The following is a 26280-nucleotide window of genomic DNA, read 5'->3' as shown; positions in this document are numbered from 1 at the left end:
ATGCTGGCCGACGCCCTGGAGCATCTTGTGCGGGGCATCGTCGACCATCCCGACGACGTCACCGTCACCTCCCGCTCGCTGCGTCGCGGCGACCTGCTGGAGGTGCGGGTCAACCCTGAGGACCTCGGCCGCGTCATCGGCCGCTCGGGGCGCACGGCGCGGTCATTGCGCACCGTCATGGGCGCGCTGGCCGACTCGCCCGTGCGCGTCGACGTCGTCGACACCGATCGCCGCTGAGCAGCCGGCGCGCGACGTCAGCTCACCGCCGTCGCCCGGCCTCCCATCCCGGGAGGACCGGGCGACGGCGCGTTGCGTCTCCCGCCGTCCGCGGCAGTGACCGGCGGGAGGCCCTGTCGTTGTGTCGGAGCATGGGGGTCGGCTCCTGCGACTAGGCTCCCGGTCCAGGTTCGATCATTCGTGTCAGAGCAGGCGGGCAGACTAGCACTATGCAGACCTACGTCGATTCTCGTGAGTCCCGAAAGGAACGCGGGGCCTTCTTCACCCCTCCGAGCGTGGCGGAGTTCATCGCCGGGTGGGCGATCCGGCGCGACAGTGACTCCGTCCTAGAGCCCTCCTGCGGTGAGGCTGTATTCTTGACGGCGGCTGCGCGCCGTCTCGCAGAGCTCGGAGGAGTCCCCTCCGCTGGCCAGCTCAATGGTGTCGACCTCCATCATGCATCTGTGGATCGCGCCGCTGATGCCTTGCGCGCCCAGGGCTTCGAGGCGGCGCTGTCAGTCGGTGACTTCTTCGACTACCGCCAGGCCGCCGTTGACGCGGTCATCGGCAATCCTCCTTATGTCCGTTACCACGGCTTCACCGGACGTTCCCGCGTCAAGGGTGCTGAGGCGGCGCTCAGTGCGGGCGTGCGGCTGACCGCGCTGGCATCATCATGGGCGGCCTTCACAGTCGTCGCCGCCACACACCTTGTGGCCGGAGGCAGGCTCGGGCTTGTCCTGCCCGCCGAACTTCTCAGCGTCAACTACGCATCCGAGGTGCGCTCCTACCTGCTGCGGAGTTTCACCCGGGTCCGTCTCGTTCTGTTCGCCTCGAGGGTGTTCCCTGATGTTCAGGAGGAGGTGGTGCTCCTCCTTGCCGACGGCTACGCCCCGGGAGGCTCGGGCTCGGAGTCCTTCGAGGTCATGCAAGTCGAGAACCTGGATGATCTGGCCACCTCCCGCACGGTGAGCACATGGACACCACCCGTGCCTGGAGGCAAGTGGACCCCGGCACTGGTGGATTGCTCCGCCTACCAGGAGACCCTCGACTCGCGCGGTTTCGCGCGGCTTGCATCCTGGGGTCGCCTCACCCTTGGGGCGGTCACTGGGGCGAACAAGTTCTTCGCCCTGAGCCCGCAGCGAGTCGCTGAGCTCGGACTCACCGAAGCGGATGTCATTGCTCTGAGCCCTCCAGGCTCACGGCATCTGCGCCGGTTCAGTCTGAAGGAGGCGGATCTGGATGCATTGGGACAGGCCGGTGCGCAGACTTTCCTGTTCTCCCCACCCGAGCGTCCTTCTCCAGCCGGAGCCGCCTACATTCGAGCGGGAGAGCTCGCCGGTGTCTGCGAGGCCTACAAGTGCCGTGTCAGGTCCCCGTGGTGGCGCGTTCCGAGGCCACCCATCGCCGATCTGCTCATCACCTATATGAACGCCGACAGTGTCGCGCTATGCGCCAACGAGGCAAGATCAGCGCATCTGAACTCGGTGCATGGTCTCGTCCTATCGTCGGATGCGGAAGGCATTCCGCCAGTGCTCCTGGCCCTGGCCGCACACAACTCAGTCACCGCACTCGGTGCGGAGTTCATCGGGAGGGCATACGGGGGCGGCCTGCTGAAGCTCGAGCCCCGTGAGGCCCGCGATCTACCGGTGCCCACATTGGAGGCCGTGCGTCATGCGGCGAGACCGCTTGAGCGCGCGCTGCCCCAGATCCTTGAGTTGATCGATCACGGTGATGCAGAGTCGGCTCGCGGTGTTGTCGATGAGGCGCTCGGCATCGAGTCGTGGATCGGGGCGCCTGCGATGAAGGAGATTCGTCAGACCCGTCGCTACCTGGCGGCGCGACGCGCGGCTCGTGGGAAAGGAGTAAGGGGTGTCCCGTCACACTGAGAACCGTCCACATGGCATCGCTCGCTACGATACCCTCATTCGTGAGGCTTCCTGCGAGTCGCCCTGGCGTCATGATGGCGAGGGCGAACGTTCCTACTGCCCGGATCTCGGGCTTTTGGAGAAGATCCTGACGATCCCCGTCAGCGAAGGGGCCTCCACTCAGACGGGTCTGCTCGGCAAGGGTCTCGACGCCTGGTTCGCTCATGAGTTTCGCCGCGCTGGCTTCGATCCGGATTTGGTGTGGCCGCGGGCGAGCGATCCACGAGTGCTGCCTACCGATATCAAGGCGCTCCTCGAGCGCGTCCCCGCCGATCTGAGGGATGACCTGGTGTCTAGGCTCCTCAAACTGCGCGCCGTGGCGCCCCAGGAAGCGAGCATCCTGGGTAGGGCGTACACGAAGCAGGTCGACGTCATCATGTCCTCCTGGGCTACAGGGCCTGAGCTTCTGCTGTCCACCAAGTCGCAGAGCTCCTCCTTCGGCAAGAACCTCCCCAATCGCTTTGAGGAGGCTTACGGGGATGCTGGCAACCTGCGCGCGAGGTACCCCCTAGCCGCCGTCGGGTTCGCATTCGTCCTGTCCTCGACGATTGAGACCGAACCCAGTCAGTTGGAGCGCGCGATCGACATGATGCGCAAACTTCGTGATCGCGGAGACGGCAACGGCTACACCGCCACATGCCTCCTCATGTACGACGTCGCTCCATCGGGCGCAGTGTCGATCCTTCCTGATCCGATCCCCTCCGATCTTGACGCCCCTCAGTTCATGGAGCGGATGATCGAGACGATTCTTGAAGCCGCGCCCGCTACGGCGCATCGTGCGGCGAGAGACCGACGCCATGGCTGGATCGCGCTGACTGAGTGAGCTGGGCCCGTCGCAGGCGGGCGCGGCGCAGTGGGACCGGTGTCGTGATGCGAGCCCCGTCAGACCCTGCGTGCGAGCCGGCCCGGATACCTCACATGCTCCCAGGCGGGCCCAGTGCGACCGGCGCGGTAAGTTGGAGGGCAGACCCGACCCGACCCGACCAGGAGACCAGGTGCTGCTCACCGTCGCCGTCATCGGCCCCGCCCACGCCCTCAAGGGGGAGGTCCGCCTCGAGATCCGCACGGACGATCCCGAGGGCCGCCTGGCCCCCGGGACCGTCCTGCCCACCGAGCCGGCCTCGGCCGGCCCGCTGACGGTCCAGCGCCTGCGCCACGACGGGACCCGCTGGTTCGCCTCCTTCCAGGAGGCGGGGGACCGCACCGCCGCCGAGGCCCTGCGCGGCGTCGCCCTCTTGGTGGAGACCGATGCCGAGGAGCCCCAGGAGGATGAGGACGCCTGGTACCGCCACCAGCTGGTGGGCATGCGCGCCCGCGACGTCGCCGGTGCCGAGCTCGGCGAGGTCATCGATCTGGAGCCCGGCATCGCCCAGGACAGGCTCGTCGTGCTCACCGGCGGGGGCCAGCGGGTGGCCGTGCCCTTCGTCGAGCAGCTGGTCCCCGATATCGACCCGGAATCCTCCACCGTGACCATCGACCCGCCCGGGGGCCTGTTCCCCGACGCCGCCGATGACGCCGAGGCCGACGAGCATCCCGAGGAGGAGCAGTGAGGATCGACGTCGTCACGATCTTCCCCGACTACCTGCGGGCCCTGGAGCTGTCCCTCATCGGACGGGCCACCACCGGCGGCCCCCTCGAGATCGGGATCCACGACCTGCGGAAGTGGACCCACGACCGTCACCGCACCGTCGATGACACCCCCATCGGCGGGGGCGCCGGCATGGTCATGAAGCCCGACGTGTGGGGCGAGGCCCTCGATGAGCTGCTGTCCGCGCCCCCGCCGGCCCGCCCGGACCACGAGGCCGACCAGGGCGGCCAGGGCGGTGGGCCGAGCCAGGGCGGTGCCCCGGTCCTCATCATCCCCACCCCCTCCGGCGAGGTCCTCACCCAGCGCATCGCCGAGGACCTGGCCACCCGCGAGCACCTGGTGATGGCCTGCGGCCGCTATGAGGGGATCGATGCGCGCGTGGCCGAGCACTACGCCTCCCGCGGAGTGGAGGTGCGCGAGCTGAGCATCGGCGACTACGTCCTCAACGGGGGCGAGGCCGCCGCCCTGGTCATCATCGAGGCCGTGGCCCGCCTCCTGCCCGGAGTGCTGGGCAACCCCGACTCCGTGGTCGAGGAGTCCCACGGCGCCTCCGGCCTCCTGGAGTACCCCGTCCACACCCGCCCGGTCAGCTGGCGGGGCCTTGAGCCCGACCCCGCCCTGCTCAGCGGCGATCATGGCCGCATCCGGCGGCTGCGCCGCGACCAGGCCATCGCCCGCACCGCCCAGCGCCGCCCCGACCTCATATCCCGCCTGGACCCGGCATCCCTGGACTCCGCGGACCGCGCTGCCCTGGCCGCCCAGGGGTGGGTGGTGCCCGCCGGAGCGGCCAGCCCCCAGCCGGTGGTCATCCGCCCGGCCCGGGTCGGCGACCTCGAGTCGATCGCCGACCTGGCGGCCCGCACCTTCCCCGACGCCTGTCCCGAGTACATTCCCGCCGAGCAGATCGCCGAGCACATCGCCGCGAATCTGACCCCGCAGCGATTCGCCGCCTGGCTGGCCGATGAGCGCGTCCCGCTCCTGGTCGCCCGCGCCCTCCAGGCGCCCGGGGGCGCCGAGGAGCAGGGCCCTGTCCTGGGCTACAGCACCCTCATCCTTGAGGTCCTTGACGAGGCCGGAGAGCCGCCCATCGGCCTGGACGCCAGGCCCGAGTGCGTCCAGGCCGCGCCCGGCCAGGTGATCGCCGAGCTGTCCAAGGTCTACACCGACCCCGCCATGCGCGGCTCGGGCCTGGCCGCCGCCCTGGTGGGCCACAGTCTCCGCCTGGCCGGTGAGCACGGAGTCGACCTGGTGTGGCTGGGCACCTCCACGCGCAACAAGCGCGCCCAGAAGGCCTACCGGCGGGCCGGGTTCGCCTTGGCGGGGGAGCGCAGCTATGGCGTGGGAGCAGTGATCTGCCACGACGTTGTCATGACCCGCACCATCAACCGCAGCACCGCAGGGGAGACGGCATGAGCGAGCCCACCACCGACCCGGAGCCCCAGGCGCCCCAGGCCGAGGAGGCCGATGGGGCCACTGCTCAGGCAGTCATCAGCCCCCTGCGCGCACGCCTGAGCCGCTGGGGGGTGACCTGCCTCTACGTCCTGGTGGTCGTGGTCCTCATCGCGCTGGTGCGCACCTTCGTGCTGCAGACCTTCATCATCCCCTCCGGCTCCATGCAGGACACCCTGACCGAGGGGGACCGGGTGGCCGTGCCCATGTTCAACACCCAGGACATCCACCGCGGCGACGTCGTGGTCTTCGTCGACCCCGGCGGCTGGCTCGACACCGCCGAGCCCACGGGGGTGTGGGGCCTGACCCAGGATGTTCTGGAGGCCATCCACATCCTGCCCGAGCACGCCGGGCACCATCTCATCAAGCGGGTGATCGGCATGCCCGGGGATCATGTGGTGGCCGATGGTCGGGGGTCGCTGACCGTCAACGGGGTGGAGATCAATGAGCCCTATCTCAAGCCGGGGCGCTCGGCCTCGGATGTGGCCTTCGACGTCGTCGTGCCCGAGGGGCATGTCTGGGTGATGGGGGACAACCGCTCCAACTCCGCCGACTCCCGCTACCACCGCGGGGACCCCAATGGCGGATTCGTCCCCCTGAGCAACGTGGTGGGCGTGGCCAAGGCCGTGGTGTGGCCGGTGGGGCACTGGTCCTCCCTGTCCCAGGGGCGCGAGGCCCTGGCCGAGGCCCGCTCGGCCCCGGCGCAGCGCGGCACGGCATCCAGACCCGGGCATCCGCTGCCGGCCGCGTGAACTCGGGCACGTCTCCCCACCATCCTCGCAGGTGGGGCCCGGGCTGTGGCACACTGAGCGGGCCCTTGGGCTCCGCGCCGTCCCCGCCACTGGGGAGGCGGCGCTCCAGGAGACCCCGGGCGCAGTGAATCCGGCGCAAGCCCGCAGGCCATGAGGCCTGTGGGGCGCCGCCTGAACAAGCACTCATGACCAGTGGCACGGGTGTGGAGAGAGCAATGAACCTGATCGACGAGATCAACAAGGCATCCATGCGGGACGACATCCCCGCCTTCCGCCCCGGTGACACCCTCAAGGTGCACGTGCGGGTCGTCGAGGGCTCCCGCACCCGCGTCCAGGTCTTCCAGGGCGTCGTCATCGCCCGCCAGGGCGCCGGGGTGTCGGAGACCTTCACCATCCGCAAGGTCTCCTTCGGCGTGGGCGTGGAGCGCACCTTCCCCGTCCACACCCCCTCCATCGAGAAGATCGAGGTCGTCTCCCGCGGCCGCGTTCGTCGCGCCAAGCTGTACTACCTGCGCAACCTGCGCGGTAAGGCCGCCAAGATCAAGGAGCGCCGCGAGGACTGAGGCGGCAAGCCCGCGCCTTACGCACATCAGGCGGCGCCCCGGGGACCGCATGTCCCCGGGGCGCCCCGCCTCATCCCCGTCCCGACCCCGTACGCCACAACCCAGGAGAGGGAGACGGTGAGCAGCCCACCGCAGGATGACGCTCCGCAGGCGCTCCCGCCCGACCGGGCCCAGGCGGTGAGCCCGGCCAGCGCCCAGACCCCCGATGTCCCCATGGATGAGGACGGGCACTCCCCCCGGGCTGAGCGCATCATCCGTGACTCCCTTCCCCCCTCCATCCCGCCGCGCCGCCGCCCTCCTCCCAGTATCAGCCCCGCCGCTCAGCCCGTCAGCAGACGACGGCGCCTGGCCCGCCACGCGCTGACAGTGCTCCTCATCCTTCTCACCTCCGCCCTGCTCAAGACCTTCGTCGTCCAGTTCTACGAGATCCCCTCCGGATCGATGGAGACCACCCTGCAGGCGGGCGACCAGGTGGCAGTGACCATGTACGACTCCACGCACATCGAGCGCGGCGACGTCGTGGTCTTCGTCGACCCCGATGGCTGGCTCGACACCGCCGAGCCCACCGGGATTCGCGGCCTGTTCCAGGACCTCCTGGAGACGATCCGCCTGCTGCCCAAGGACACCGGGCATCACCTCATCAAGCGGGTGATCGGCATGCCCGGGGATCATGTGGTGGCTGACGGTCAGGGGTCCCTGAGCGTCAACGGGGTTCAGATCGACGAGCCCTATCTCAAGCCGGGGCACTCGGCCTCCAATGTGGCCTTCGACGTCGTGGTCCCCGAGGGGCATGTCTGGGTGATGGGGGACAACCGCTCCAACTCCTCGGACTCGCGCTTTCACCGCGGGGACGCCCACGGGGGCTTCGTGCCGCTGAGCAACGTGGTGGGGGTGGCCAAGGCCGTCATCTGGCCGATCGGGCGGTGGAACCTGCTCGACGAGGGCGACCCGGTCTTCGCCGAGGTCGCGGCCCCTCGGGAGCGGTGAGCCGTCGTATGCGCCCCGACCGACGTGTGGAGACCGAGCTGCTGGGCACCACGGCCCTGGTGGGGGGCATGGATGAGGTGGGGCGCGGCGCCCTGGCCGGACCGGTGAGCGTGGGCCTGGCCGTCGTCTCCGCCGCCACATCCCCGGACTTCCCCCAGGGCCTGGCCGATTCCAAGCAGGTCACCGCCCGACGGCGCGAGGCGCTGATCGAGCCGATCACCGCATGGGTGGCCGACTGCGCCGTCGCCCACGCCTGGCCCGGGGAGATCGACAGCCTGGGCATCATGGGGGCCTTGCGCCTGGCGGGCCTGCGCGCCCTGGAGCAGGTGGCCCGGCGCGGCTTCGCCCCCGGCGCCGTGATCCTCGACGGCAGCGCCAACTGGCTGGATGCCCCTGAGGCGGATCTGCTCGCCGATCTGGAGGAGTCGGGCGGACGCTCCGCCGGCCCCATGATCGAGATCCCGCCGGTGCGCATGGAGGTCAAGGCCGACGCCCGCTGCGCCGTGGTCGCGGCGGCCAGCATCCTGGCCAAGGTCGAGCGCGATCGCCTCATGACCGAGCTGGAGGACCCCGGATACGGGTGGGCATCCAACAAGGGATACGCCTCCGCGGCCCACGCCCGCGCCCTGGGCCGCCTCGGCGCCAGCCCTGAGCACCGCCGCAGCTGGCGCCTACCCGGCCTGGCCCCCTGCTGAGCGGGCCCAGGCCCGATGGGACCGACTCGCCCCGCCAGCCTTGTCGCGCTGAGGCGGCCTGGCGTGCATGATGGCCCGGTGAGCGCAGAAGACCTCGAGGCCTATGAGAACGAGCTGGAGCTCTCCTTGTACCGGGAGTACCGCGACGTGGTCTCCCTGTTCTCCTACGTGGTGGAGACCGAGCGCCGCTTCTACCTGGCCAATGCCGTTGATGTCCAGGTCCGCGGCAACGGCGAGGAGGTGTTCTTCGAGCTCACGTTGGAGGACGCCTGGGTGTGGGACATCTACCGCACCTCCCGGTTCGTCAAGTCCGTGCACGTGGTGACCTTCAAGGACGTCAATGTCGAGGAGCTCACCAAGCTGGAGATGGACATCCCCTCCTGAGCCGATCGCCCTGAGCCGCATCGGCGTCCTGGGGCGGAGAGCCGGGCACCACCGGCGCGCCGGCGCGGGCGCTGCCCACAGGGCCGCGCCCCGCCCGCGCGCGGTGGCCAATCGCCCGCCACGCTGGTGGCGGAGGTGATCGCATGGAGGCATGCTCCCCGCGCAACTCGGGGGACCGGGCGCATGAGAAGGATCGTGACAAGGATGCGGTGGGGCGTCGCGGTGAGGACCTGGCCGCCGCCTACCTGGGCGATATCGGCTGGCATGTCCTGGAGCGCAACTGGAGGCCCGGGCAGGGGCTGCGCGGAGAGCTCGACATCGTCGCCCTTGAGGCCCGTGACACGGGGCCCGGCACCCTTGTGATCGTCGAGGTCAAGACCCGCAGCTCACTGCGCCTGGGCCCGCCCAGCGCCGGCATCGACGCCCGCAAGCTCGCCCGACTCCGCGCCCTGGCGGGGGCCTGGACCACCACCCGGGAGGTGCGCCACGGGGGCCTGCGCATTGATGTCATCTCGATCCTGCTGCGCTCCGGGGCCCCGGCACTGCTGCGCCACCACAGGGGAGTGGGGCTGTGATGGCACTGGCACGAACCCTGGCCGTGACCCTGACCGGGCTCAGCGGCCACCTGGTGGAGGTTGAGGCCCACGCCGTCCAGGGCCTGCCCGGATTCACCCTGGTGGGACTTCCCGACGCCGCCGTGCGCGAGTCCCGTGAGCGCGTGCGCGCCGCCCTGAGCACCTGCGGCCTGACCTGGGGGGAGCAGCGCCTGACCGTCAACCTCTTCCCCGCCGACCTGCGCAAGTCGGGAACCGGCCTTGACCTGGCCATGGCCCTGGCGGTCCTGGGAGCCCGCGGGCGCCTGCCCGGGGCCGCCGCCCAGCGCCTGGCGCGCACCGTCTACATCGGCGAGCTCGGCCTGGACGGCAGCGTCCACCCGGTGCGCGGCGTCCTGCCCGCCGTGCACGCGGCGGTGGAGGCGGGGGTCAAGCAGATCGTGGTCTCCGCGGGAGCGGCGACCGAGGCCCGCCTGGTCCCCGGTGCTCAGGTGGAGGCGGTACGGCATGTCGGAGAGCTGGTGGAGCTCTACGGAGGCCGCCTGGGGCAGGCCGCCGCTCGGATCGTCCGGGAGGCAGGGCCCGGCCCGCAGCGACCGCCCCGGCCCCAGGAGGAGGCCGTGCCCACCGGTGGGCCCGACCTGGCCGACGTCGTGGGCCAGCAGGAGGCCCGTCACGCCCTGGAGGTGGCGGCCGCAGGGGGACACCACCTGCTCATGCTCGGCCCCCCTGGCGCCGGCAAGACCATGCTGGCCGAGCGCCTGCCCTCCATCCTGCCGCCCCTGGAGCCCGAGGATGCGGTGACCGTGACCTCCATCCACTCGGTGGCCGGGACCTTCAGCCCCGAGGCCGGGCTCATCTCCCGCCGGCCCCTGCGCAGCCCCCACCACACCGCCACTCGGGCCGCCGTTATCGGAGGGGGGTCGGGAGTTCCCCGCCCCGGGGACGTCTCCCTGGCCCACCGGGGCGTGCTCTTCCTCGATGAGGCGCCCGAGTTCAGCGCAGGCGTCCTGGACTGCCTGCGCCAACCCGTGGAGTCCGGCTCGGTGACCATCGACCGCGTGGGCGGGCGCGCCACCTTCCCGGCGGCCTTCCAACTGGTGCTGGCGGCCAACCCCTGCCCCTGCGGCAGGGCGCTGGGCAGAGGCCTGGAGTGCACCTGCACCTCCCTGCAGCGGCGCCGCTACCTCTCGCGCCTGTCCGGGCCTCTCCTGGACCGGGTGGACATCCAGGTGGAGGTGGCCGCGGTTGCCGCCGCTGATCTGGCGGCCCCGGGGCAGGGCCCCACCAGTGCCGAGGTGGCCCAGCGCGTCGCCCGGGCCCGCCATCGCACCCGCGCCCGCCTGGCCGGCACGCCCTGGCGCCTCAACGCCCAGGTCCCAGGCTCCTATCTGCGGGGCCCGGCCGGAGGACTGCCCGCCGAGCTGTGCACCAGGCTCATGGCCGCCATGGAGCGCGGGGACCTGTCCCTGCGCGGGGTTGATCGGGTCCTGCGCCTGACCTGGACCCTGGCCGACCTGGAGGGAGCCGGCACACCGAGCCTTGCCCACCTGGGGGCCGCCCTGGCCCTGCGCACCCGAGGAGCGCGCCCATGACCATCCGCCTGCCCTACGACATCGCCGATGAGGCCCTGGCCCGCGCCACCTGGTCGCGCCTGGCCGAGCCGGCCGACCGCGCCGCCGTCGCCCTGGTGGCGGGACTGGGCGCCTGCGGCGCCCTGCAATGGCTGACCGGTCCCGCCACGGACAGCGACGGCGAGCCATCCCCATGCCCGCCCCTGCCCCTGGAGGGCCACGACGGCCCTGACCGTCGGGCGGGCAGACCCGAGCAGTGGGCCCGGGCGGTGGCCCGGTGGACGCCGCGACTGGCGGGCCTGGACATCCGCCGCGAGATGGAGGTCCTGGAGCGCCTGGGGGGAAGCCTCATCCTGCCCGCCGATCCCTGGTGGCCCCCGGGCCTCGATGAGCTCGATGAGACGCCCTTCTGCCTGTGGGTGCGCGGCGATCCCGCCCTGCTGGTCGACTCCGAGGACCAGGGCCTGGGCCATGACGGGCATGAGGCGATCGGGGAGGCGCAACCCTGCCCGGACCCCGAGTCCCCGTCGACGCGCCGCCCGGCCCGGCCGGGGCTTCCCACGCGCCGCAGCCGGGTCAGTGCCGGGCCGGCGCTGGGCCTGGGCATCGCCCTGGTCGGTGCGCGGGACTCGACCCGCTACGGCGAGCAGACGGCCTCCGGCCTGGCCGCGGAGCTGACCGCCCAGGGCGCGCTGATCATCTCGGGCGGGGCCTTTGGCATCGATGCCGCCGCTCACCGCGGCGCCCTGGGCCAGGGACCGACCATGGCGGTCTCCGCCGGGGGAGTGGACCGTCTCTACCCGGCGGGCAACGCTGCTCTGCTGGAGGCGGTGATCGCCACCGGCGCCCTGGTGGCCGAGGTCCCGCCCGGATGCCAGCCCGGTCGGCACCGCTTCCTGACCCGCAACCGTCTCATCGCGGCCATCAGCCAGGGCGTGGTCGTCGTTGAGGCCGCATGGCGCTCCGGAGCGCTGTCCACCGCCCACCACGCCCAGGAGCTGGGCCGCCCCGTGGGCGCCGTTCCCGGGCCGGTGACCTCCATGGCCTCCGTGGGCTGCCACCGCCTCCTGCGCAGCGGCGCCGTATGCGTCACCGACGCCCAGGAGGTCATCGAGCTCGTCGGCCCCCTGGGAGGATGCGACCCAGAGGCCGCCAAGGCCACCGATCCGCGCCTGGCCGGGCAGGGCATGCTCGATGGCCTGGATCCCGCCTGCGCCGTCGTCATGGATGCGCTGCCCGCCAGGTCCTGGGCCGTCACCGAGGCCGTTGTGCGGGCCGCCGGCCTGTCCACCCGCGAGACCATCGCGGCACTGGGCCTCCTGGAGCTCCTGGGCCGCGTCGAGCGCGGCGCCAGGGGATGGAAGCGGACCGGCTGAGCCCTGCCGGCGGCGCGTCCACGACTCGCCCGGCCCACCTGGCCCTAGCCTGAGCCCATGAGCACGCGGGCGCAGCAGGACGCAGGTCCCACCAGGCGTCAGGCTCTTGTTGAGGCCTACGCCCGCCACCTGGAGTTCCAGCGCGGGATGTCGGAGCACACGGTGCGGGCCTACCTCGGTGACCTGGCGGATCTGCTGGACTTCCTCGGCGTCGGAGAGGGAGAGGACGAGCCCATTGGCCCCGCCCTGGCCAGTATCGACCTGGCCGACCTGCGCGCCTGGCTGGCCCAGTTGGCGGCGGCGGGCCAGGCGCGGGCGAGCCTTGCCCGCCGCGCCGCCTCCGCGCGGGCCTTCTGCGCGTGGGCCCACCGCAGGGGACTCCTGGGCGCCGACCCCTCCACCCGCCTGCGCTCGCCGCGTGCCGAGAACCGCCTCCCCGGGGTGCTGAGCGTCGAGCAGGCCGCCCGCCTGCTGGCCACTGCCAGCCAGCTCGCCCAGGACGGCAGCCCCATCGCCCGCAGGGACGCCGCCATGCTGGAGACCCTCTACGCCACCGGGGCACGGGTCTCCGAGCTCGTGGGCCTGAACATCGGCGATCTCGATGAGGGCCAGCGGACCCTGCGCGTCCTGGGCAAGGGGGACAAGGAGCGCACCGTCCCCTACGGGCTTCCCGCCGCCCGCGCCCTGAGGGCATGGCTGGCCGTCCGCAGTGAGGTGGCCGGCCCCGAGGCGGGCAACGCCCTGTTCCTGGGCGCTCGCGGCCGACGCATCGATGCCCGGGCAGTGCGCGCCGTGGTCCATCGCATGTGCGCCGCAGCCGGCGTGCCCGACCTGGGCCCGCACGGCCTGCGCCACACAGCGGCCACCCATGTGCTGGGCGGGGGAGCGGACCTGCGCAGCGTTCAGGAGATCCTGGGCCACTCCTCCCTGGCCACCACCCAGCGCTACACCCACGTCAGCGCCGAGCGCCTGCGAGCCGTCTACGCCCAGGCCTTCCCCCGCGCCTGAGCCCAGATGATCACAGTGCCGGGGAGGCAAGACAGGCTCTCCCCTCCACAGGTGCTGGCACCGAGAAGTCAGGGTCATGGCCGGTTTTCGCTCGATGAGCTCATCGTCCGTCCATGCTCGTTCCTGGCATCACCGTATAGCATCACTGATGCGGACTGGATGTCATCCATGGTGCTATCATGACGACATGAGAACAACGGTGCGACTCGACCCTGAGGTCGCCGCAGAGGCTGAACGCCTCCGCAGGGAACTCCACATCGGTCTCGGTGAGGCCGTCAACAAACTCGCGCGTGCAGGGCTCGTGCAGAAGCAGAGGCCCGCGCGCTTTCAGCAGCGCACGGCCGCAGTGGGGCTGAAGGTCGATGTCACCAACATCGCCGATACGCTCGAGCTGCTCGATCAGTACGACGCCGAGGAGGCGCGGTGATCGTCGACGCCAACGTCCTGCTCTACGCCGTCGATGACCGGTCGCACTTCCACACCACCGCACGGGGATGGCTGAACGAGGCGATGAACGGCGTCGAGCGAGTCGGACTGCCGTGGGCATCCCTGATGGCGTTCCAGCGCATCATCACCCATCCCCGGGTGACCGCCAGTCCTCTGACGCCGGCTGAGGCGTGGGGCTTGATCACCGACTGGCTCGACGCCGACCAGGCCTGGGTGCCCACACCGGGAGGCCGCCACCGCGATATCCTCGGGCGACTCCTCATCGACGGCGACCTGCGCGGGAATCTCACCACCGATGCTCACCTGGCGGCGCTCGCCATCGAACACGGGACCAGCATCTGCTCCTTCGACAGCGACTTCGCCCGCTTCGACGGCCTGAACTGGATCAACCCCGCCGGCCGATAGCCCCGTCGGTGCCATCGCAGTGCGGCAGCTCCTGAGTGATCTGTTCACGGGCTTTCAGCTCACGGGTTTGAGGCGGATGACGGGTGGGCTCAGCAGGCGCAGCGGGTTGACGTAGGACTTCTTCCCGGTCCTGGCGCCCCAGTGCAGGGCGTCCACGCCGTCGGAGCGATGCCCCGCCAGGAGCGTGCCGATCACCTGGCCCCGGGCCACGGACTGGCCCGCGGCGACACTGGCCTCCACCGGCTCGTAGGTGGTGCGGATGCCGTCGGGGTGGTCAATGGAGATCACCGGTCGTCCCGCCACCACTCCCGCGAAGGCCACGACGCCCTGGCCTGCGGCGCGGACCTGGGAGCCTGCGGGCGCGGCCAGATCCACCCCGCGGTGCCCCCGACCCCACACCACTGCCGGAGGATCGAAGTCCTGGACCACCGCAGCAGGCCCTCCGGTGGGCCAGCCGTAGCGGCTTCGCGGCGCCCTCGCCCGATCATCCCCGGAGGCCGCCGCCCTCACCGACATGGCCGAGGCCGCGAAAGGGCCCTGGGCATCACCGTGCCCCACTGAGGCCGCGGGCGTCGCGCAGGCCAGCCAGAGGATCAGCGCCAGGGCCGCGGCCAGGAGGGGAAACGACAGTCCGCGCCGGGCTGATGAGCCTGGAGAGGCCGGGTGCGGTGTCCGCGCCAGCCGTCCCTCACGGCGCCTGCCAGTCCTGGTGATGGTGTCCATGACCCCAGAGTGGGGCGGTCCGGCCCTCGGCGCCCGGGCGAGGGCGCGGGCCTGTGAGCGCCACCGACGGCGGCGTGCCTGTGGTGATCGGAATGACCCCGGAATCAGCGAATCCGCCACAGTGGGGGACCATGGTCTGTGATAGCCTCGCCCCCGCAGCATTCTGCGGATCGTCCCGGAACTGACCGGGTGCGGGCCGCAGGGGCTGACTTCGCGCGCCCGCACCCGATGAGATCGGGACGTCCCTTCCGGACGACGCAGCCGCGGTCCCTCCGCCCACAACCGGGTGGTGGGTGGCTGCGCGTCGTGGGCGCCAGGCCCCGCACAGCCTCGGAGACATCCGGGGCTCGAGCACGGGGAACAACCCAGTAACACACCCCGGGAGGCCGCTGAGCGGCATCCCCCGAAAGGACCGTGCGTCGAGCAACCTCTCGGCACACAACGGAAGGACCTTCATGGCCGTCGTGACCATGCGCCAGCTCCTGGAGAGCGGTGTCCACTTCGGGCACCAGACCCGTCGCTGGAACCCCAAGATGAAGCGCTTCATCCTCACCGAGCGCAACGGCATCTACATCATCGACCTCCAGCAGTCCGTCGAGGGCATCAACACCGCCTACGACTTCGTCAAGGAGATCGTCGCCCGTGGCGGGAACATCCTGTTCGTGGGCACCAAGAAGCAGGCGCAGGCCGCCGTGGCCGAGCAGGCCCAGCGCGTGGGCATGCCCTACGTCAACCAGCGCTGGCTGGGCGGCATGCTCACCAACTTCTCCACCGTGCGCGCCCGCCTGGACCGCATGAAGGAGCTCGAGCAGATCGACTTCGACGACGTGGCCGGCTCCGGCCGCACCAAGAAGGAGCTGCTCATGATGCGCCGGGAGAAGGACAAGCTCCAGCGCACCTTGGGTGGAATCCGTGACATGGGCAAGCTGCCCGCCGCCGTGTGGGTGGTGGACACCAAGAAGGAGCACCTGGCCATCTCCGAGGCCCAGAAGCTGGGCATCCCCGTCATCGCCATCCTCGACACCAACTGCGACCCGGATGAGGCCACCTACGGCATCCCCGGCAACGACGATGCCATCCGCGCCGTCTCCCTGCTGACCCGGGTCATCGCCGACGCCACGGCCGAGGGCCTGCTGGTTCGCTCCGGCGGCCGCGCGCGCACCGGCGAGGAGGCGGAGGTCGCCGCCGGCGGCGAGGCCGAGCCCCTTCCCGAGTGGGAGGCCGAGCTGCTGGCCGGCGCCGAGGCTGTAGAGGCCGGCCAGACCACTGAGGCCGCCGGGGCCGCTGAGGCCGGCCCGACCGGCGCCGAGGCCGAGCAGGCACCCGCCGAGCAGGACGGCGCTGAGCCTGCCGAGCCCTCCGAGTCCGCTGAGTCCGCTGAGCAGGCCTGAGCGCCTCGAACCATCTCCCCGTCACAGAATCTCCAGGAGACATACATGGCGAACTACACCACCGCTGACATCAAGGCGCTGCGCGAGCAGACCGGCGCCGGCATGCTCGACGTCAAGAAGGCCCTCGACGAGGCCGACGGCGACACCGAGAAGGCCATCGAGATCATCCGCGTCAAGGGGCTCAAGGGCATCGCCAAGCGCGAGGGCCGCAGCGCCTCGGCCGGCCTCATCGCCGCCAAGGTCGTCGACGCCGCCGACGGCCAGATCGGCGTCCTGGTCGAGATCAACGCCGAGACCGACTTCGTGGCCAAGAACCAGAAGTTCCTCGACTACGCCGACCAGGTCCTCACCGCCGCCATCGACTCCGGCGCCACCGACGCCGAGGCCCTGGCCGAGGTCGAGGTGGACGGCTCCTCCGTGCAGGACCTGACCGACTCCATGCAGGCCGTCATCGGCGAGAAGATCGTCGTGCGCCGCGTGGGCCGCATCGAGGCCCCCAAGGTCGAGCTCTACCTGCACCGCACCAACCCCGACCTGCCCGCGCAGGTGGGCGTGCTGGTGGGCACCGACGCCAAGGCCGCCGAGGCGGCTCACGACGTCGCCATGCACATCGCCGCCTACTCCCCGCTGTACGCCACCCGCGAGGACGTCCCGGCCGAGGTCGTGGACAAGGAGCGCGCCATCGCCGAGGAGACCACCCGCGCCGAGGGCAAGCCCGAGAAGGCGATCCCCAAGATCGTCGAGGGCCGCCTGGGCGGGTTCTTCAAGGAGAACGTGCTGGTCGAGCAGGCCTTCGCCAAGGACCCCAAGACCACCGTCGGCAAGGTCGTCGAGGCCACCGGCGGTGAGCTGACCGGCTTCGTCCGCTTCCGGGTCGGCGCCTGATCGCCTATCGCCGAGGGGCCCCGCCCCCGCCCTCAGGGCGGTGCGGGGCCCCTTGTCATGCGGACGCATCGTTGATCACCGCGGACCGCGAGCCAGACGGTGACCGGGCGGCGCAGGGAGGGGGAGGTCATGGTTCTGGCGCCCTGATACGGTGCTGGAACGCGGTAGGCTGGCCCGAGCGCCTGCGAACCCACGGATACAGACCAGGAGGCCCTGCGCATGAGTCAGCCCCCCGTCCGCGACGACCGCGTCGCCCACGGCACCCACCCCAGGCGGGTGCTCCTCAAGCTCTCCGGCGAGGTCTTCGGCGGGGGATCGGTGGGACTGGACCCCGATGTGGTCTCCGACGCCGCCCAGCAGATCGCCGCCGCGGTCAATCAGGGCGTGCAGGTCTCCGTGGTGGTCGGTGGGGGCAACTTCTTCCGCGGCGCCGAGCTGTCCGCCCATGGGATGGACCGGGCGCGGGCCGACTACATGGGCATGCTGGGCACCGTCATGAACGCCCTGGCCCTCCAGGACTTCATCGAGAAAGCGGGGGTTCCCGCCCGCGTCCAGACCGCCATCGCCATGGGGCAGGTCGCCGAGTCCTACATCCCGCTGCGCGCCATCCGCCATATGGAGAAGAACCGCGTCGTCGTCTTCGGCGCCGGGGCGGGACTGCCCTACTTCTCCACCGACACCGTCTCCGCGCAGCGAGCCCTGGAGACCGGCTGCGACGAGCTGCTCGTGGGCAAGAACGGGGTGGACGGCGTCTACACCGCCGATCCGCGCACCAACCCTGACGCCCAGCTCCTGGAGCACCTGACCTACGAGCGAGCACTGGCTGATGGCCTGCAGGTGGTCGATGCCTCCGCCTTCGCCCTGTGCCGCGACAACGGCCTGACCATGCGCGTCTTCGGCATGGGCGAGCCGGGCAGCATCACCCAGGCGCTCCTGGGGGAGAAGATCGGCACCCTGGTCAGCTGCGGCTGACCCCACCAGCACCCCACCCGCACCACATCAGCAACGCAACCGCCACAGCAAAGGAACCCCCATGATCGATGACGTCATGCTTGAAGCCGAGGACAGGATGGACAAGGCCCTGGAGGCCGGCGTCCGCGAGCTCGCCTCCATCCGCACCGGCCGGGCCAACCCCTCCATGTTCAACGGCATCACCGTGGACTACTACGGCGCCCCCACGCCCCTGCAGCAGCTGGCCTCCATCACCATCCCGGAGGCGCGCACCGTCCTGGTCAGCCCCTTCGACCGCTCGGCCATGAAGGACATCGTCGCCGCCATCCGCGAGTCCGACCTGGGCGTCAACCCCACCGACGACGGAACCGTCATCCGGGTCTCCCTGCCCGCCCTGACCGAGGAGCGCCGCAAGGAGTACGTCAAGCTCGCCCGCTCGCGCGCCGAGGAGTCCCGCGTCCAGGTTCGCGCCATCCGCGGCAAGTCCAAGAAGGAGCTGGAGGCCATCAAGAAGGACGGCGAGGCCGGCGAGGACGATGTCAAGCGCGCCGAGGCCGACCTGGACGCCCTGACCAAGCGCTTCGTGGAGAAGATCGACGCCGCCCTGGCCACCAAGGAGGGCGAGCTGCTGGAGGTCTGAGGACCCCTCGCCCCTTTTCCGACGACGAATCGTGAGTCTGTTGAGCGCCCTGCTGAGCCCCGCCCCCACGCGCGACCGCGCGCCCCTGCCCTCCACCGGCAGAGCGGGGCGCAACCTGCCCGCCGCCATCGCCGTGGCGGCGGTCCTGGTCGCCCTGGTGCTGGGCTCCCTGATGTTCAACAAGGTCTACTTCGTCGCCCTGGCCGCGGTGGCGGTGTGCGCGGCTCTGTGGGAGCTGGCCGCGGCCTTCGCGCGCAAGGGCATCCGCCTGCCACTGGCGCCCCTGTGGCTGGGGACGATCGGCATCGCCATCACCGCCTGGCGGGTGGGGGCGGAGGCCGCCTTCGTGGCCTACGCGGCCACAGCCGGGGCCTGCGTGCTGTGGTGCTTCATGGATGAGGCCGAGGCCGACACCGGGACCTTCGTCGAGGCCGGCGCGCCCGACATGCCGCGCACCGACGTGCACGACGCCGTGCGCCGCTCCCGCTCCGCCTCGGCGGCCGCCTCGGTTCTCGCCGCCACCTACCTCCCCTTCCTGGCGGGCTTCGCGGTCCTGCTGGCCGCGCAGCCCCAGGGTGTGGAGAAGGTCATCCTGCTCATCGCCCTGCCGGTGGCCAATGACACCGGGGGATGGCTGGCCGGCATCACCATGGGGCGCCACCCCATGGCCCGCTCGGTCTCGCCCAAGAAGACCTGGGAGGGGTTCATCGGATCGCTGGTGGCCGCCGTGGGCACCGGCGCGGGCTGCATGCACCTCATGGACGGCCCCCTGTGGGCGGGCGGGGCGCTGGGAGCCTGTATCGTGGTCGTCTCGACCATCGGCGACCTGGGGGAGTCGTTGCTCAAGAGAGACCTCGGCCTGAAGGATATGGGTCGGCTCCTCCCCGGGCACGGGGGCATCATGGATCGACTCGACTCCATCCTGGTGGCGGCTCCGGTGGTCTACGTCTTCAGTCTCCTGGTCCACTAGCCGACCAGCCAGTCGCCCGGGCCCGCCCCGGGGCACCACCCATCAGCACACTGACCGAGCCCGAAGGAGGCACCCGCTCGTGAGCCACTCGCATCGGCGCAGCGCCGCGCGGCCCGTCGCCGTCGAGCCCCGTCCCGCTGCGGGCCAGGTCCAGGTGCTGCCCACCGACCAGCCTCCCGAGGGCGCGACCACCCCGGATGCGCGCCCCCGCCTGTCCTTCGCCGTGCCGACGCCGCGCGGCAAGGCCCCCCGCCACCTGGCCGACCTCGACCTGGCCGGGCGCAAGGCGGCCCTCAAGGACTCCGGGCTGCCGGCCTTCCGCGCCGATCAGCTCTCGCGCCACTACTTCACCCGTTTCACCCGCCAGGCCGCGGAGATGACCGACCTTCCCGCCGGCCAGCGCGAGCAGATGTGCGCCGAGCTCCTGCCCGAGCTCATCACCGAGGTCCGGGCGCTGAGGGCCGACGCAGGGCGCACGATCAAGCACCTGTGGGAGCTCCATGACGGGGTGAGGGTCGAGTCGGTGCTCATGCGCTACAAGGACCGCACCACCCTGTGCGTCTCCTCCCAGGCCGGCTGCGGCATGGCCTGCCCCTTCTGCGCCACCGGGCAGATGGGGCTGACCCGCAACCTGACCGCCGCCGAGATCGTCGAGCAGGTCCGCTACGCCGCAGGCGCCTCGGCCGCCGGCGCCCTCAGCGGCGGGCCGGCCCGTCTGAGCAACGTGGTCTTCATGGGCATGGGCGAGCCGATGATCAACTACAAGAACGTCGTCGCCGCCCTCCACCGGCTCATCGACCCCGCCCCTGAGGGCTTCGGCCTGTCCGCCCGCTCGGTGACCGTCTCCACCGTGGGCCTGGTCCCGCTCATTCGCAGACTTGCCGGGGAGGGGATGGCCGTGACGCTGGCCGTGTCCCTGCACGCCCCCGACGACGAGCTGCGCGACGAGCTCATCCCGGTCAACTCCAAGTGGAAGGTCGGCGAGCTGCTGGACGCCGCCCACGACTACTTCCTGGCCACCGGTCGGCGGGTGTCCATCGAGTACGCGCTCATCAAGGACATGAACGACCACGCCTGGCGCGCCCAGCTGCTCGCCGATGAGCTGAACCGGCGCGGCACCGGGTGGGCGCATGTCAACCCCATCCCTCTCAACCCCACGCCCGGCTCCATCTGGACCTGCTCGGAGCCCGGCGTCCAGGAAGCCTTCGTCGACACGCTGCGCCGCGCGGGCATCACCACCACGGTGAGGGACACTCGGGGCAGTGACATCGATGGCGCCTGCGGCCAGCTGGCGACCGAAGTACTCACACAGGAGAGGGCCACAACGCGATGAGTCAGATGTTCCCCAAGTCGGCGCTCCTGCGTCCGGGCTATCGGCCCGAGCAGGTCGACCGCTACTTCGAGACAGCGCGAGAGATCTACGACGCCGGCGAGCTCGACGAGATGGACTCCGAGGGCGTGCGCACAGTCGCCTTCGACGTCGTGGCCGGCGGCTACCAGCCCGTGGCCGTTGATGCGGCGCTGGACCGCCTGGAGGCCGCCTTCATGCAGAGGCGCCGCGCCAGCTTCGTGTCCCAGCACGGGCGTCAGGCCTGGATGGACCAGGTCACCCAACTGGCCACCACCCTCTACCCGCGGCTGCTGCGCCCTGTGGGGGAGCGCTTCGCCCCCGCCAGCAGGCAGGGCTATGCCAAGCCGGACGTTGATGCCCTCATGGACCGCATCGCCGGCTACTTCGACTCCGACACCACCCTGACCTCCTCCCAGGTGCGCTCGGCCGTCTTCCGCGCGGCCCGCGGCTCCAAGGCCTACGATGAGGCCAGCGTGGACCGCTACATGGCCCGTGTGGTCGAGGTCCTGCTGTCCGTTGAGTGAGTCCGCCGCCCCGATGACAGCAACGTCCCGCCTGGTCCTGCTCGGCTCCACCGGCTCCATCGGCACCCAGGCCCTGGAGGTCGTGTCCCGCCTGGGTCGCGAGGCGCCACGAGTGGTCGCCCTGGCCGCCGGCGGCGGGCGCCCAGAGCTCCTGGCCGCCCAGGCCGTCCGCACCGCCGCCGAGATCCTGGCCCTGTCCACCACCGAGCCCGGGGCCGAGGCCCGCATGCGCGCCGCCCTGGCCCAGGCCGCCGAGCGCCTCGGCCGCCCGCATGCGGTGACGACCATCCTCACCGGGCCCGACGCCGCCGCCCAGGCCGTCGAGGCCGCGGCCCTGGGAGCGGGGGACACGGTCCTCAACGGCATCACCGGCTCGGTGGGCCTGGGGCCCACCCTGGCCGCCCTGGGCAGCGGGGCCCGCCTGGCCCTGGCCAACAAGGAGTCGCTCGTGGTGGGCGGCTCGCTGGTCCGGGAGGCCATGGTCAGGCCAGGCCAGGTCGTGCCCGTGGACTCCGAGCACTCCGCCATCGCCCAGGCCCTGGCCAGCGGATGCCACGAGAAGGGCATGACCTCACCGGTGGTCACCGGCCGCAGTCAGGTGCGCCGCCTGGTGCTCACCGCCTCCGGGGGGCCCTTCAGGGGCCGGGCCCGCGAGGAGCTGTCCGGGGTCAGCGCCGCCCAGGCCCTGGCCCACCCCACCTGGGCGATGGGACCGGTGGTCACCGTCAACTCCTCGACCCTCATCAACAAGGGCCTGGAGCTCATCGAGGCCCACCTGCTCTTCGATGTGCCGCCCGGCGATATCGACGTCGTCGTCCACCCCCAGTCGATCATCCACTCCATGGTGGAGTTCATCGATGGCGCCACCATCGCCCAGGCCAGTCCCCCCGATATGCGCCTTCCCATCGCCCTGGGCCTGACCTGGCCGGATCGCCCCGACCTGTCGGGACTGGTGGAGCCCAACGACTGGCGCTCACCGGTGGCCTGGGACTTCGAGCCCCTCGATGACCGCGCCTTCCCAGCCGTGGGGCTGGCCCGCTCGGCCGTGGCCGAGTCGGCCACCCACCCCGCCGTCCTCAACGCCGCCAACGAGCAGGCCGTGGCCGCATTCCTCGCCGGAGGCCTGGAGTGGCTCGATATCGTCGAGATCGACTCCCGGGTCCTGTCCGAGCACGAGGGCCTGGCCGCGCCGGGCCTGGAGGAGATCCTCGCCGTCGAGCAGTGGGCCCGTGCCCGAGCCGACGAGCTCATCGGCACGTCAACAGGAGCCGCCTCATGACCCAGATCCTGGCCTACGCCGCGGGCATCATCATCCTCATCGTGGGGATCGCCGTCTCCGTGGCCCTCCACGAGTTGGGCCACATGATCCCCGCCAAGCGCTTCGGGGTGAAGGTCCCGGAGTACTTCATCGGATTCGGCCCCAGGATCTGGTCCTTCAAGCGCGGGGAGACCGAGTACGGGGTCAAGGCCGTGTGGCTGGGGGGCTACGTCAAGCTGGTGGGCATGCTGCCCCCGGCCAGGCCGGACCGCCCTGACAAGCGGGATAAGAACGGCGAGTTGGGGATGGTGGGCCAGGCCCGCGCCGAGGCCCTGGCCGAGATCGAGCCCGGCGAGGAGCATCGGGCCTTCTACCGCCTGAGCGTGCCCAAGAAGCTCGTGGTCATGGCCGGGGGGATCCTCACCAACCTCGTCCTGGGCATCGTGCTGATCGCCGTGGCCCTGGGGGTTGTGGGCGTCTACAAGCCGACCTCGACGGTGGCGGTGGTCGCGCCCTGCGTGTCCTCCCAGAGCGATGGGCAGTGCGCCGACTCCGACCCCGTCTCCCCAGCCGCCCAGGCGGGCCTGCGGCCCGGCGACACCATTGTGAGCTGGGACGGTGCGCCGGTCAGCGACTGGGAGGATGTTCAGGCCGCCATCGCCTCGGCGGGGACCGACAGCGCCACGGTGCTCATCGAGCGCGAGGGGCGCCGCCAGACCCTGACGGTCACGGCCGTCGAGGTCGAGCGCCCCGTGCGCGATGACACGGGCAGGCCCGTCACCGACGCCTCGGGTAAGCCCGTGACCGCGCCGCGCCCCTTCGCGGGCCTGAGCCCCGTCTGGGACACCCAGCGCCTGGCACCGGCCGAGCTCCCCGCGGTTGTGGGTCAGAGCGTGTGGGGCACGCTCAAGGCCATCGCCACCCTCCCGGTGGGCCTGTACAAGGCCGTGGCGGCGGGCCTGGGCTACCAGGAGCGCGACGCCGAGGGGGTGGTGAGCCTGGTGGGCATCGGTCGGGTCGCCGGCGAGGTCTCCAGCAGCGGCGCGGGGGAGGGCACGATTCCCCTCTCCATGCGGGTCTCCAGCATGCTCACCCTCCTGGGCGCCCTGAACCTGGCGCTGTTCGCCTTCAACCTGGTCCCCCTGCTGCCCCTGGACGGCGGGCATGTGGCCGGGGCCTGCTGGGAGGCGCTGCGCCGGGCCCTGGCCCGGGCCGCCGGGCGCCCCGACCCCGGGCCGGTGGACACCGCCCGCATGCTTCCCCTGACCCAGGTGGTCGTCGGCCTGCTCATCGTCATGGCCCTCATCCTGGTCTGGGTGGATCTGGTGGCGCCCATCTGAGCGGCGGGAGGGATGCCACACGGCCCGGATCGGGCAGTGGGGGCGGTCGGTGAGATACTGGGGCGGTGACTGACGCGATCGCTCTTGGCATCCCCTCCGTGCGCGCACAGGCCCCCGTGCTGGCCCCGCGCAAGCCCACGCGCACCATCCAGGTGGGTGACTTGCGGGTCGGAGGCGACGCCCCCATCACGGTGCAGTCGATGACCACCACCAAGACCCATGACATCGGCGCCACCCTTCAGCAGATCGCCGAGCTGACCGCCGCCGGCTGCGACATCGTGCGCGTGGCCTGTCCCACCGATAAGGACGCCGAGGCCCTGCCCATCATCGCCAAGCAGTCCCGCATCCCCGTCATCGCCGACATCCACTTCAACCCCAAGTACGTCTTCGCCGCCATCGAGGCCGGCTGCGGGGCCGTGCGGGTCAACCCCGGCAACATCCGCAAGTTCGACGATCAGGTCGCCGCCATCTGCAAGGCGGCCTCCGATCACGGGGTGAGCCTTCGCATCGGCGTCAACGCGGGCAGCCTGGATCCGCGCCTGCTCAAGAAGTACGGCAAGGCCACCCCCGAGGCCCTGGTGGAGTCCGCCACCTGGGAGGCCGGCCTGTTCGAGGAGTGCGGCTTCCACGACTTCAAGATCTCCGTCAAGCACCACGACGTGGTCACCATGGTCCAGTCCTACCAGCTCCTGTCCGAGGCCGGCAGCTGGCCCCTGCACCTGGGCGTGACCGAGGCCGGGCCCGCCTTCCAGGGCACCATCAAGTCCTGCGCCGCTTTCGGCACCCTGCTCGCCCAGGGCATCGGTGACACCATCAGAGTCTCCCTGTCCGCGCCCCCCGTCGAGGAGGTCAAGGTCGGCACCAAGCTCCTGGAGTTCATGGGGCTGCGCGAGCGCCAGCTCGAGATCGTCTCCTGCCCCTCCTGCGGACGCGCCCAGGTGGATGTGTGGACCCTGGCCGAGGAGGTCGAGGAGGGCCTGAAGGGAATCACCGCCCCGCTGCGCGTTGCCGTCATGGGCTGTGTCGTCAACGGCCCGGGGGAGGCCCGCGAGGCCGACCTGGGCTGCGCCTCGGGCAATGGCAAGGGCCAGATCTTCGTGCGCGGTGAGGTCGTCGAGACGGTTCCCGAGGATCAGGTTGTGGAGACCCTCCTGCGCCACGCCCAGGACATGGCAGCCCAGATGGCCGACGAGTTCGGCGAGGAGGCCCTGGAGGGAACCGTCCCCATGGTCTCGGCAGCGGGCTAGGACGGCACCCCTTGCTGGCCGTCCACGCACCGCAGGCCCTGACCGCATTGGCAGCATTGGCAGGGCCATGACCCTGCTGCGGCGGTGCAAAGCCCAGGTCACCCCTGTGGGCCCTCAGCAGATCGGCGGACTGCTCGATCTGTGCGCCCAGGAGCCGGTGGCCTCGGCCTGCCTGGCCCACCAGATCCAGCGCTGGAGCCGCTGGGGCCGGGGTGACGCCGTGGTGATCGGCCGTCCCGCCCGGCCGAGGGCCGCGGCCTGGACCGCGGGCGCCGTCATGCCCTTCGGGCTGGCCGCGCGTCCCCAGCTCGGCCTGGAGGGACTCAAGCGGGGGGAGGCGCGCGCCCTGGCCGAGCACGCGCGCCCTCGCCTGGCGCCCTACGGATCGATCATGGGTCCCCGCCAGGACGTCGAGATTCTGTGGCGGTCGCTGCGGGACCTGGGCACCACCGCCCGTGAGGAGCGCTGGAGCCAGCCCCTGCTGGGAGCCCCTCACGTCGGCGAGGGGCTCATCGCCGCCCAGGTGCGGCGTCGTCCCTCCCTGGCCTGGGTGGGACGGGATCTGGCCATGGCGACCAGCGCCGTGGGGGACATGGTCCTGGACGCCTCGGTGGACATGTTCACCGGTGAGCTCGGCTATGACCCCACGGATCTGGGCTCCTCCTACGCCCGCCATGTGGGGTGGCTCGTGGATGCCGGACGCAGCTACATCGTCCTGGATGATGGTCAGGGCGGCCCGGTGGGACCGGGCTCGCCGCGCTCGGTGGCCTTCAAGGCGGATGTGGGCTCGATGTGGCACGCTCCCAGCGGCGGGGTCGCCATGATCACCGGCGTGTGGACCCGCCCCGATCTGCGCGGCCGGGGACTGGGGGCAGTGGCCATGGCCGGCGTCGTCGACGCCGTGCGCCGCGACCATGTGGGCAGGCGCGGAGAGGTCAGCCTCTATGTCAACGACTTCAACACCGCCGCCCTGGGCCTCTACTCCACCGTGGGCTTCACCCGCACGGGAACCTTCTCCACCGTCCTGCTCTAAGCGCTCGCGAGCCTCGCCCGCCCAAGAATCGAGGGTGTGGGGCC

General features: G+C 71.3%; 28 protein-coding genes. 27 read left to right on the top strand and 1 reads right to left on the bottom strand.

Annotated elements, in window-relative coordinates:
• From EL266_RS11365 to EL266_RS11290, 16 genes are all read left to right on the top strand, one after another.
• Entirely contained in the window at positions 1–237 is a 237-nt protein-coding gene (locus EL266_RS11365) for an RNA-binding protein (protein WP_026426583.1), read from the top strand.
• Positions 238–446: 209 nt separating this feature from the next.
• Positions 447–2102: an N-6 DNA methylase gene (locus EL266_RS11360; protein ID WP_026426584.1), complete on the top strand. Its 1656-nt coding sequence runs from the start codon at positions 447–449 to the stop codon at positions 2100–2102.
• Complete coding sequence (locus EL266_RS11355; protein ID WP_126412344.1) at positions 2086–2964, top strand: hypothetical protein; 879 nt, start codon at positions 2086–2088, stop codon at positions 2962–2964. Before EL266_RS11360 ends, EL266_RS11355 begins: the two co-directional genes overlap by 17 nt.
• 172 nt (positions 2965–3136) lie before the next feature.
• Positions 3137–3691: a ribosome maturation factor RimM gene (rimM, locus tag EL266_RS11350; protein ID WP_026426585.1), complete on the top strand. Its 555-nt coding sequence runs from the start codon at positions 3137–3139 to the stop codon at positions 3689–3691.
• Positions 3688–5142: a tRNA (guanosine(37)-N1)-methyltransferase TrmD gene (trmD, locus tag EL266_RS11345; RefSeq protein ID WP_034514753.1), complete on the top strand. Its 1455-nt coding sequence runs from the start codon at positions 3688–3690 to the stop codon at positions 5140–5142. The genes rimM and trmD overlap by 4 nt, the downstream gene beginning before the upstream one ends.
• Positions 5139–5930: a signal peptidase I gene (lepB, locus tag EL266_RS11340; protein ID WP_051281033.1), complete on the top strand. Its 792-nt coding sequence runs from the start codon at positions 5139–5141 to the stop codon at positions 5928–5930. Before trmD ends, lepB (EL266_RS11340) begins: the two co-directional genes overlap by 4 nt.
• 215 nt (positions 5931–6145) lie before the next feature.
• Positions 6146–6493, top strand: a complete 348-nt coding sequence (rplS, locus tag EL266_RS11335) for a 50S ribosomal protein L19 (RefSeq protein ID WP_026426586.1) — start codon at positions 6146–6148, stop codon at positions 6491–6493.
• A gap of 117 nt (positions 6494–6610) precedes the next feature.
• Positions 6611–7480, top strand: coding sequence for a signal peptidase I (gene lepB, locus EL266_RS11330; protein WP_051281034.1), 870 nt, complete (start codon positions 6611–6613; stop codon positions 7478–7480).
• 8 nt (positions 7481–7488) lie between these two features.
• Complete coding sequence (locus EL266_RS11325) at positions 7489–8175, top strand: ribonuclease HII (RefSeq protein WP_034514754.1); 687 nt, start codon at positions 7489–7491, stop codon at positions 8173–8175.
• A 78-nt stretch (positions 8176–8253) separates the two neighbouring features.
• Complete coding sequence (locus tag EL266_RS11320; protein WP_026426588.1) at positions 8254–8559, top strand: DUF2469 domain-containing protein; 306 nt, start codon at positions 8254–8256, stop codon at positions 8557–8559.
• A 110-nt stretch (positions 8560–8669) separates the two neighbouring features.
• Positions 8670–9134 carry a YraN family protein gene (locus EL266_RS11315; RefSeq protein ID WP_408608501.1) on the top strand — a complete coding sequence of 155 codons (465 nt, stop codon included), beginning with the start codon at positions 8670–8672 and terminating at the stop codon, positions 9132–9134.
• Positions 9134–10708, top strand: a complete 1575-nt coding sequence (locus EL266_RS11310; RefSeq protein WP_026426590.1) for a YifB family Mg chelatase-like AAA ATPase — start codon at positions 9134–9136, stop codon at positions 10706–10708. The genes EL266_RS11315 and EL266_RS11310 overlap by 1 nt, the downstream gene beginning before the upstream one ends.
• On the top strand, positions 10705–12063 hold the full coding sequence (locus EL266_RS11305; protein WP_026426591.1) for a DNA-processing protein DprA: 1359 nt from the start codon (positions 10705–10707) through the stop codon (positions 12061–12063). Before EL266_RS11310 ends, EL266_RS11305 begins: the two co-directional genes overlap by 4 nt.
• Positions 12064–12120: 57 nt before the next feature.
• Complete coding sequence (locus tag EL266_RS11300; RefSeq protein ID WP_026426592.1) at positions 12121–13071, top strand: tyrosine recombinase XerC; 951 nt, start codon at positions 12121–12123, stop codon at positions 13069–13071.
• 187 nt (positions 13072–13258) lie between these two features.
• Positions 13259–13498 carry a CopG family transcriptional regulator gene (locus tag EL266_RS11295; RefSeq protein ID WP_026426593.1) on the top strand — a complete coding sequence of 80 codons (240 nt, stop codon included), beginning with the start codon at positions 13259–13261 and terminating at the stop codon, positions 13496–13498.
• The gene (locus EL266_RS11290) at positions 13495–13923 is read left to right on the top strand and encodes a TA system VapC family ribonuclease toxin (protein WP_026426594.1); all 429 of its coding nucleotides are present in this window, start codon (positions 13495–13497) and stop codon (positions 13921–13923) included. Before EL266_RS11295 ends, EL266_RS11290 begins: the two co-directional genes overlap by 4 nt.
• 54 nt (positions 13924–13977) lie before the next feature.
• On the opposite strand, the gene EL266_RS11285 is transcribed toward EL266_RS11290, so the two are convergent.
• Positions 13978–14646 carry a M23 family metallopeptidase gene (locus tag EL266_RS11285; protein WP_232012025.1) on the bottom strand — a complete coding sequence of 223 codons (669 nt, stop codon included), beginning with the start codon at positions 14644–14646 and terminating at the stop codon, positions 13978–13980.
• A 455-nt stretch (positions 14647–15101) separates the two neighbouring features.
• Between EL266_RS11285 and rpsB the strand changes: the two genes are divergently transcribed.
• The 11 genes from rpsB to EL266_RS11230 all read left to right on the top strand — a co-directional run bounded on the left by rpsB (position 15102) and on the right by EL266_RS11230 (position 26236).
• On the top strand, positions 15102–16037 hold the full coding sequence (rpsB, locus tag EL266_RS11280; protein ID WP_026426596.1) for a 30S ribosomal protein S2: 936 nt from the start codon (positions 15102–15104) through the stop codon (positions 16035–16037).
• A 45-nt stretch (positions 16038–16082) separates the two neighbouring features.
• Positions 16083–16922, top strand: coding sequence for a translation elongation factor Ts (gene tsf / locus EL266_RS11275; protein WP_026426597.1), 840 nt, complete (start codon positions 16083–16085; stop codon positions 16920–16922).
• 219 nt (positions 16923–17141) lie between these two features.
• The gene (gene pyrH, locus EL266_RS11270; RefSeq protein ID WP_026426598.1) at positions 17142–17894 is read left to right on the top strand and encodes a UMP kinase; all 753 of its coding nucleotides are present in this window, start codon (positions 17142–17144) and stop codon (positions 17892–17894) included.
• A gap of 61 nt (positions 17895–17955) precedes the next feature.
• Entirely contained in the window at positions 17956–18513 is a 558-nt protein-coding gene (gene frr, locus EL266_RS11265) for a ribosome recycling factor (RefSeq protein ID WP_026426599.1), read from the top strand.
• 40 nt (positions 18514–18553) lie between these two features.
• Complete coding sequence (locus EL266_RS11260; RefSeq protein ID WP_026426600.1) at positions 18554–19483, top strand: phosphatidate cytidylyltransferase; 930 nt, start codon at positions 18554–18556, stop codon at positions 19481–19483.
• Between the two features lie 157 nt (positions 19484–19640).
• Entirely contained in the window at positions 19641–20816 is a 1176-nt protein-coding gene (gene rlmN, locus EL266_RS11255; protein ID WP_197719313.1) for a 23S rRNA (adenine(2503)-C(2))-methyltransferase RlmN, read from the top strand.
• On the top strand, positions 20813–21358 hold the full coding sequence (locus tag EL266_RS11250) for a DivIVA domain-containing protein (RefSeq protein WP_026426602.1): 546 nt from the start codon (positions 20813–20815) through the stop codon (positions 21356–21358). The genes rlmN and EL266_RS11250 overlap by 4 nt, the downstream gene beginning before the upstream one ends.
• A gap of 13 nt (positions 21359–21371) precedes the next feature.
• Positions 21372–22637 carry a 1-deoxy-D-xylulose-5-phosphate reductoisomerase gene (gene dxr, locus EL266_RS11245; RefSeq protein WP_026426603.1) on the top strand — a complete coding sequence of 422 codons (1266 nt, stop codon included), beginning with the start codon at positions 21372–21374 and terminating at the stop codon, positions 22635–22637.
• Positions 22634–23956, top strand: coding sequence for a M50 family metallopeptidase (locus tag EL266_RS11240; RefSeq protein WP_026426604.1), 1323 nt, complete (start codon positions 22634–22636; stop codon positions 23954–23956). The genes dxr and EL266_RS11240 overlap by 4 nt, the downstream gene beginning before the upstream one ends.
• A gap of 65 nt (positions 23957–24021) precedes the next feature.
• Positions 24022–25203: a flavodoxin-dependent (E)-4-hydroxy-3-methylbut-2-enyl-diphosphate synthase gene (ispG, locus tag EL266_RS11235; protein WP_026426605.1), complete on the top strand. Its 1182-nt coding sequence runs from the start codon at positions 24022–24024 to the stop codon at positions 25201–25203.
• A 67-nt stretch (positions 25204–25270) separates the two neighbouring features.
• Positions 25271–26236 carry a GNAT family N-acetyltransferase gene (locus tag EL266_RS11230; protein WP_026426606.1) on the top strand — a complete coding sequence of 322 codons (966 nt, stop codon included), beginning with the start codon at positions 25271–25273 and terminating at the stop codon, positions 26234–26236.
• Positions 26237–26280 lie beyond the last annotated feature (44 nt).

This window comes from Actinomyces slackii, from assembly GCF_900637295.1.
Taxonomy (GTDB): Bacteria; Actinomycetota; Actinomycetes; order Actinomycetales; family Actinomycetaceae; genus Actinomyces; species Actinomyces slackii.
Note: the sequence above shows the minus strand (reverse complement) of the source record. Positions and strands in the feature narration are given on the sequence as shown.